Origin of the sequence: Ruminococcus sp. (assembly GCF_017650195.1) — a bacterium.
Classification (GTDB): Bacteria; Bacillota; Clostridia; order Oscillospirales; family Ruminococcaceae; genus Ruminococcus.
This window is the reverse complement of record NZ_JAGCFH010000170.1, coordinates 1-5,993: the sequence shown is the minus strand read 5'-3', so window position 1 is coordinate 5,993 and position 5,993 is coordinate 1. Positions and strand designations below refer to the sequence as shown.

General features: G+C 42.6%; 4 protein-coding genes. 2 read left to right on the top strand and 2 right to left on the bottom strand.

Features of this window, described 5'->3' with window-relative positions; genetic code table 11:
- The first annotated feature begins 173 nt into the window (after positions 1 to 173).
- On the top strand, positions 174 to 1,769 hold the full coding sequence (locus tag J6U00_RS07965) for a CTP synthase (RefSeq protein ID WP_296580823.1): 1,596 nt from the start codon (positions 174 to 176) through the stop codon (positions 1,767 to 1,769).
- Between the two features lie 17 nt (positions 1,770 to 1,786).
- On the top strand, positions 1,787 to 3,874 hold the full coding sequence (locus J6U00_RS07960) for a glutamine synthetase III (protein ID WP_296580821.1): 2,088 nt from the start codon (positions 1,787 to 1,789) through the stop codon (positions 3,872 to 3,874).
- Positions 3,875 to 3,986: 112 nt separating this feature from the next.
- Here the strand turns inward: J6U00_RS07960 and nifU are convergent, their stop codons facing one another.
- On the bottom strand, positions 3,987 to 4,403 hold the full coding sequence (nifU, locus tag J6U00_RS07955; protein ID WP_296580820.1) for a Fe-S cluster assembly scaffold protein NifU: 417 nt from the start codon (positions 4,401 to 4,403) through the stop codon (positions 3,987 to 3,989).
- Positions 4,404 to 4,414: 11 nt separating this feature from the next.
- Positions 4,415 to 5,605: a cysteine desulfurase NifS gene (gene nifS / locus J6U00_RS07950; RefSeq protein WP_296580818.1), complete on the bottom strand. Its 1,191-nt coding sequence runs from the start codon at positions 5,603 to 5,605 to the stop codon at positions 4,415 to 4,417.
- Positions 5,606 to 5,993: the final 388 nt, after the last annotated feature.

The window sequence follows — 5,993 nt, the reverse complement described above, 5'->3', positions numbered from 1 at the left end:
TTGAGAACGTTATCAAGATCAGAACAGGTGAAGAAGGATACAACGCACTTCACGATTCAGCGGAGTGGGAAAAAGCTTAAGCTGACAAGGGCGTCTGCGTGCATCTTAATTACAGATCTCCCGATGTATGCAGACTGCCTTTATCATAAATGTATTTCAAGGAGCATAAGCAAATGTCAAAGTTCATTTTTGTAACTGGCGGAGTCGTTTCAGGACTCGGCAAGGGTATCACAGCTGCTTCACTGGGAAGGCTTTTGAAACAGCGTGGCTACAAGGTCACCATTCAAAAGTTTGATCCGTATATCAATGTGGACCCTGGAACTATGTCCCCATTTCAGCATGGCGAGGTCTTTGTGACTGACGACGGTGCTGAAACAGATCTTGACCTTGGTCATTATGAGCGTTTCGTAGATGAAAATCTTTCGGTACACTCAAATGTTACAACGGGAAAGATATACTGGAACGTTATTACAAAAGAACGTCGCGGCGACTACCTTGGCGGAACGGTTCAGGTAATTCCTCATATCACTAATGAGATCAAGGAAAAGGTTTACAGTGCAGCAAATGATGTGAATGCAGATGTTGTTATAACCGAGATCGGCGGAACAGTCGGAGATATTGAATCCACTCCCTTCCTTGAGGCTATACGTCAGGTTGGAACAGAACAGGGGCGCGAGAATGTATGTTACATCCATGTTACACTTGTACCGTATATTACCGGCTCTGAGGAACTTAAATCCAAGCCAACTCAACATTCAACAAAGGAGCTTCTTTCCATAGGCATACAGCCTGATATAATAGTATGCAGGACGGAAAAGCGAATTCCTGATGATATGGCTGAAAAGATTGCACTTTTTTGCAATATCCGCAAGGAAGACGTTATACAGAATCTCACGGCTCCTTCGTTGTATGAAGTACCTATATGGCTCGAAAATGAAGGACTTGCTCATTCGGTATGCAGACATCTTGGAATAGCTGATAATGATCCTGATCTTACAGAATGGACTGAAATGGTGCACCGTGCTGAAAGTGCTGAAAAAAAGGTCACTATCGGACTTGTTGGCAAATATGTAGAGCTTCATGATGCATATCTTTCAGTTGCAGAGGCTCTTAGACACGGCGGTATAATAAACGATGCAGCCGTTGATATAAAATGGATAGATTCTGAAACGGTTACATACGATAATGCCAGTGATATTTTTGCAGACTGTAACGGTATAATAGTTCCCGGTGGCTTCGGACACAGGGGAGTAGAAGGAATGATAGAGTCTATACGCTATGCCCGTGAAAATAAAGTACCATTTTTCGGTATATGTCTCGGTATGCAGATGACAGTTATTGAGTTCGCAAGAAACGTATGCGGACTAAGCAATGCTGATTCTGCTGAATTCGGAGATACCCCGTATCCAGTCATAGATATTATGGAGGAGCAGAAAAACATTTCTGAGAAGGGCGGTACAATGCGTCTCGGATTATATCCCTGTAAACTTGCTGCCGATTCAAGGTGCCGTAAGATATATGATGAAGAGCTTATCTATGAGCGCCATCGCCATCGTTATGAGTTCAATAATGCTTTCAGAAAGACATTGACTGAAAACGGACTTAAAATAGCAGGTCTTTCACCCGATGAAAAGCTTGTTGAGATTGTTGAACTTGCAGATCATCCATGGTTCATTGGCGTTCAGTTCCATCCGGAATTCAAATCAAGACCTAATAAACCGCAGAAGCTCTTTGCGGACTTTATAAGAGCTTCTTTAGAAAATAAATAATAATGGAGGAATTTATTATGGAAAAGGTAACAGAGTATTTTGGTTCAATGGTATTTGACGAAAGAGTAATGAAGGCTACTCTTTCCGAAAAGGTTTACAAGTCCCTCAAAAGGACTATCGACAGAGGTACACCGCTTGATATTTCAGTAGCAAATGTCGTTGCTGCTGCAATGAAGGACTGGGCTATCGAGAAAGGTGCAACGCACTATACGCACTGGTTCCAGCCGATGACTGGTGTTACGGCTGAAAAACACGACAGTTTTATCACTCCCGCACCCGACGGAAGGGTAATAATGGAGTTCTCAGGCAAGGAGCTTGTAAAAGGTGAGCCTGATGCTTCATCTTTCCCATCCGGCGGACTTCGTGCTACATTTGAGGCAAGAGGATATACGGCTTGGGATCCTACATCTTATGCTTTCATCAAGGATGGCACACTTTACATACCGACAGCTTTCTGTTCATATACAGGTGAAGCTCTTGACAAGAAGGTTCCTCTTCTTCGTTCAATGGAGGCTCTCAACAGACAGGCTCTCCGTGTTCTGAAGCTTTTTGGCAACGACAGCGTAAGAAGCGTACGTACATCTGTAGGTCCTGAGCAGGAGTACTTCCTTGTTGATCGTGAGATGTATAAAAAACGTAAGGATCTTATTATGACCGGACGTACACTCTTCGGTGCAATGCCTCCTAAAGGACAGGAAATGGAGGATCATTACTTCGGTTCAATAAAAACAAGAGTTTCTGAGTATATGGCAGATCTAGACAAAGAGCTCTGGAAACTGGGAATACTTGCAAAAACAAAGCACAATGAAGTTGCACCTGCACAGCACGAGCTTGCTCCTATATACAAGACCACAAATATAGCTGCTGACCACAACCAGCTCACAATGGAGGTTATGAAGAAAGTCGCTGAGCGCCACGGACTTGTATGCCTTCTTCACGAAAAGCCATTTGAGGGCGTAAACGGATCCGGTAAACATAATAACTGGTCTATTTCCACTGATACAGGTGTAAATCTTCTTTCACCCGGTGAAACTCCTTATGAGAACGCACAGTTTCTGCTTTTCCTTGCAGCTGTAATAAAGGCTGTTGATGATTATCAGGATTTGTTGAGACTTTCAGTAGCTACAGCCGGAAACGATCATCGTCTTGGTGCAAACGAAGCTCCTCCCGCTATTATCTCTATATTCCTCGGAGATGAACTTACAGCTATTCTTGAAGCAATCGAGAAGGATGCTCCTTACGGTGGTACAGCAAAGGAGAAAATGAAGCTTGGTGTTGATGTTCTTCCTCAGTTCAGCAAGGACACAACTGATAGAAACAGAACTTCTCCCTTTGCATTTACCGGAAATAAGTTTGAGTTCCGTATGCTTGGTTCTTCCAACAGTATTTCGTGTGCAAATATCCACCTTAATGCAGCTGTTGCTGAGGTGCTGAAGCAGTTCGCTGATAAGCTTGAAAAGGCTAAGGACTTTAACAAGTCACTTCACGATCTTATCAAGAAGACAATAAAGGATCATAAGCGCATAATATTCAACGGTAATGGTTATGATGATTCATGGGTAAAGGAAGCAGAAAAACGCGGACTTTCAAACCTTAAAACAACAGCTGACTGTATGCCTAAGATATGTGATAAAAAGAATGTTGAAATGCTCACATCACACGGTATCTTTACAGAAGCCGAGATTTTCTCACGTCGTGATATCATGCTTGAAAACTACGTAAAATCAGTAAATATCGAAGCTTCAACAATGATAGATATGGCACGTAAAGAAATAATCCCTGCTGTGGCTAAATTTAGTTCCGATACGGCTTCTGCTGTAGCTGTAAAGAAGAGCGTATCTAAGGTAGCCTGCAAGTATGAAACAAGGCTTGTTACTGAGCTTTCGGCTCTTATTGACGAAATGGACGCTGCTACATCTGCTCTCGAAAGCGTAGTGGCAGGCTTGAAGAAGATTGACGATGTCATGAAACAGTCTGCATACGTTCGTGATAAGATGATTCCTGCAATGGAAAAGCTTCGTGCTCCTGCTGATAAGGCAGAAACACTAACTGCTGAGGAGTATTATCCCTTCCCAACTTATGACAAGCTCCTTTTTGGTGTGTGATAAACAGAATAATATAATGTATCAGACCGCAGTGAGATCGTTCTCATTGCGGTCTTTTTGGCGAAAAAAAGAAGCACTTTGATAAACAAAGCGCTTCTAAATGAATTATTTTTTATTCTTCAGGTTCCTTAATTTCTCCGACAATCGGTAAAGGATCAATTCCCTGACGGGTATAGTAATCGGAAAGCGCTGAACGTACTGCCTGTTCAGCAAGTACTGAGCAGTGTATCTTTACTGCCGGTAGTCCGTCCAATGCTTCAACAACAGCCTGATTTGTCAGCTTAAGTGCATCGTCGATGCTTTTTCCTTTGATAAGCTCTGTCGCCATTGAAGAAGTAGCAACTGCTGCACCACATCCAAAAGTTTTGAATTTTACGTCAGTGATAGTATTGTTGTCTATTTTCAGATACATCTTCATGATGTCTCCGCATTTTGCGTTTCCAACCTCACCAACACCGTCTGCATCTTCGATTTCTCCGACATTTCGCGGATTTGAAAAATGGTCGAGAACCTTTTCACTGTATAACATATTTTTCTCCTTTATTCGTATTTTTCGCCCTTCATCATTTTTTCCCATACAGGCGACATTTCTCTAAGACGCTTTACGATTTTCGGTATGACCTCAAGAATGTAATCAACGTCTTCATCTGTAATATTTTCCTCTATAGAGAGCCTCATTGAGCCGTGGGCAACCTCATGCTTCAAGCCGAGAGAGAGAAGAACGTGAGAAGGATCAAGAGAGCCGGATGTGCAGGCTGAACCTGATGAAGCACATATACCGTTCATATCAAGCATAAGAAGAAGTGATTCGCCTTCAATTCCTTCAATTGAGATATTGAGATTTCCAGGCAGACGCTTGTCCCTGTCTCCGTTGAGGCGCGTATAAGGTATCTGCAATATGCCGTCGATCAGTCTGTTCCTTCGCGGAGTAATGACCGCATTCTTTTCGGCAATATTTTTTGTAGCAGCTTCAATGGCAGTGCCGAGACCAACTATTGCAGGAACATTCTCTGTACCGGCACGTTTTCCGCGTTCCTGACCACCGCCGTGTATGAGATTCGGCAGAATGATGCCCTTTCTGACATAAAGTGCTCCAATGCCTTTCTGAGCGTGTATTTTGTGACCTGAAAGTGAAAGCATATCTATGCCTTGTTTATGCACATCAATATCAATATGACCTACAGCCTGTACAGCGTCAGTATGGAAAAGCACACCTTTTTCACGGCATATAGCAGCTATCTCTTCTATAGGCTGTATAGTACCGATCTCGTTGTTTGCATACATTATCGTAACAAGAGCTGTGTCCTCACGTATTGCTTTTCTTATATCTGCAGGATCAATAAGACCTTTTTCGTTTATAGGAATATATGTTATCTCAAATCCGTGTTTTTCAAGATATTCAGTAGTATGCAGAACAGCGTGATGTTCAAATACCGATGTGATGATGTGCTTTTTACCTTTTTTAGCCATGAGCTCAGCTGTTCCTTTTATAGCCCAGTTATCGGATTCGGAACCGCAGCTTGTAAAATAAATCTCACGGGGTTCTGCTCCGATAGCGGCTGCAACCTTTTCGCGGGCAGTTTCTACTGCTCGCTGAGCATCACGTCCGAGCTTATAAATACTTGAGGCATTTCCGTATCCTTCACGAAAGTAGGGGAGCATCGCCTGAAGCACCTCATCTGATACAGCTGTAGTAGCAGCATTGTCAGCGTATATGAATCTTTTATCCATTAAATTTCCTCCTGATATTATATATAACCTATCGACTAAGTGTATTATATCACAGCAAATCAACAATTGCAAATGTTGTTAACTCTATGAAACAGATTTGAATATAAAAACGCCTCACTTAATGTGAGGCGTTAAGATTGTATGTGAATGATCTTTGCTACATAAGCAGTAAAAAATGACATTGCAATAAGTGAAAGCAGATTAAGCCTTATTCAAAAAGATAGCGAGCCTGCGAGCGCCAACGGCGGGGAGTCCCCGCTTTTTACAAGTATATGCTACTGTTTGAAAATATATCTTGCGCGAAAAAAATTCGCGTTCCACAAGAAGTGAAGCGCGAAACTGCCCGCGGGGTCTTCCCACTGGTGCGGATAACAGGACTTGAACCTGC

Bases quoted from the DNA above. Each gene is read 5' to 3' on its own strand.
- J6U00_RS07965 (WP_296580823.1), top strand. From the start codon at position 174: ATGTCAAAGTTCATTTTTGTAACTGGCGGAGTCGTTTCAGGACTCGGC.
- J6U00_RS07960 (WP_296580821.1), top strand. From the start codon at position 1,787: ATGGAAAAGGTAACAGAGTATTTTGGTTCAATGGTATTTGACGAAAGA.
- nifU (WP_296580820.1), bottom strand. From the start codon at position 4,403: ATGTTATACAGTGAAAAGGTTCTCGACCATTTTTCAAATCCGCGAAAT.
- nifS (WP_296580818.1), bottom strand. From the start codon at position 5,605: ATGGATAAAAGATTCATATACGCTGACAATGCTGCTACTACAGCTGTA.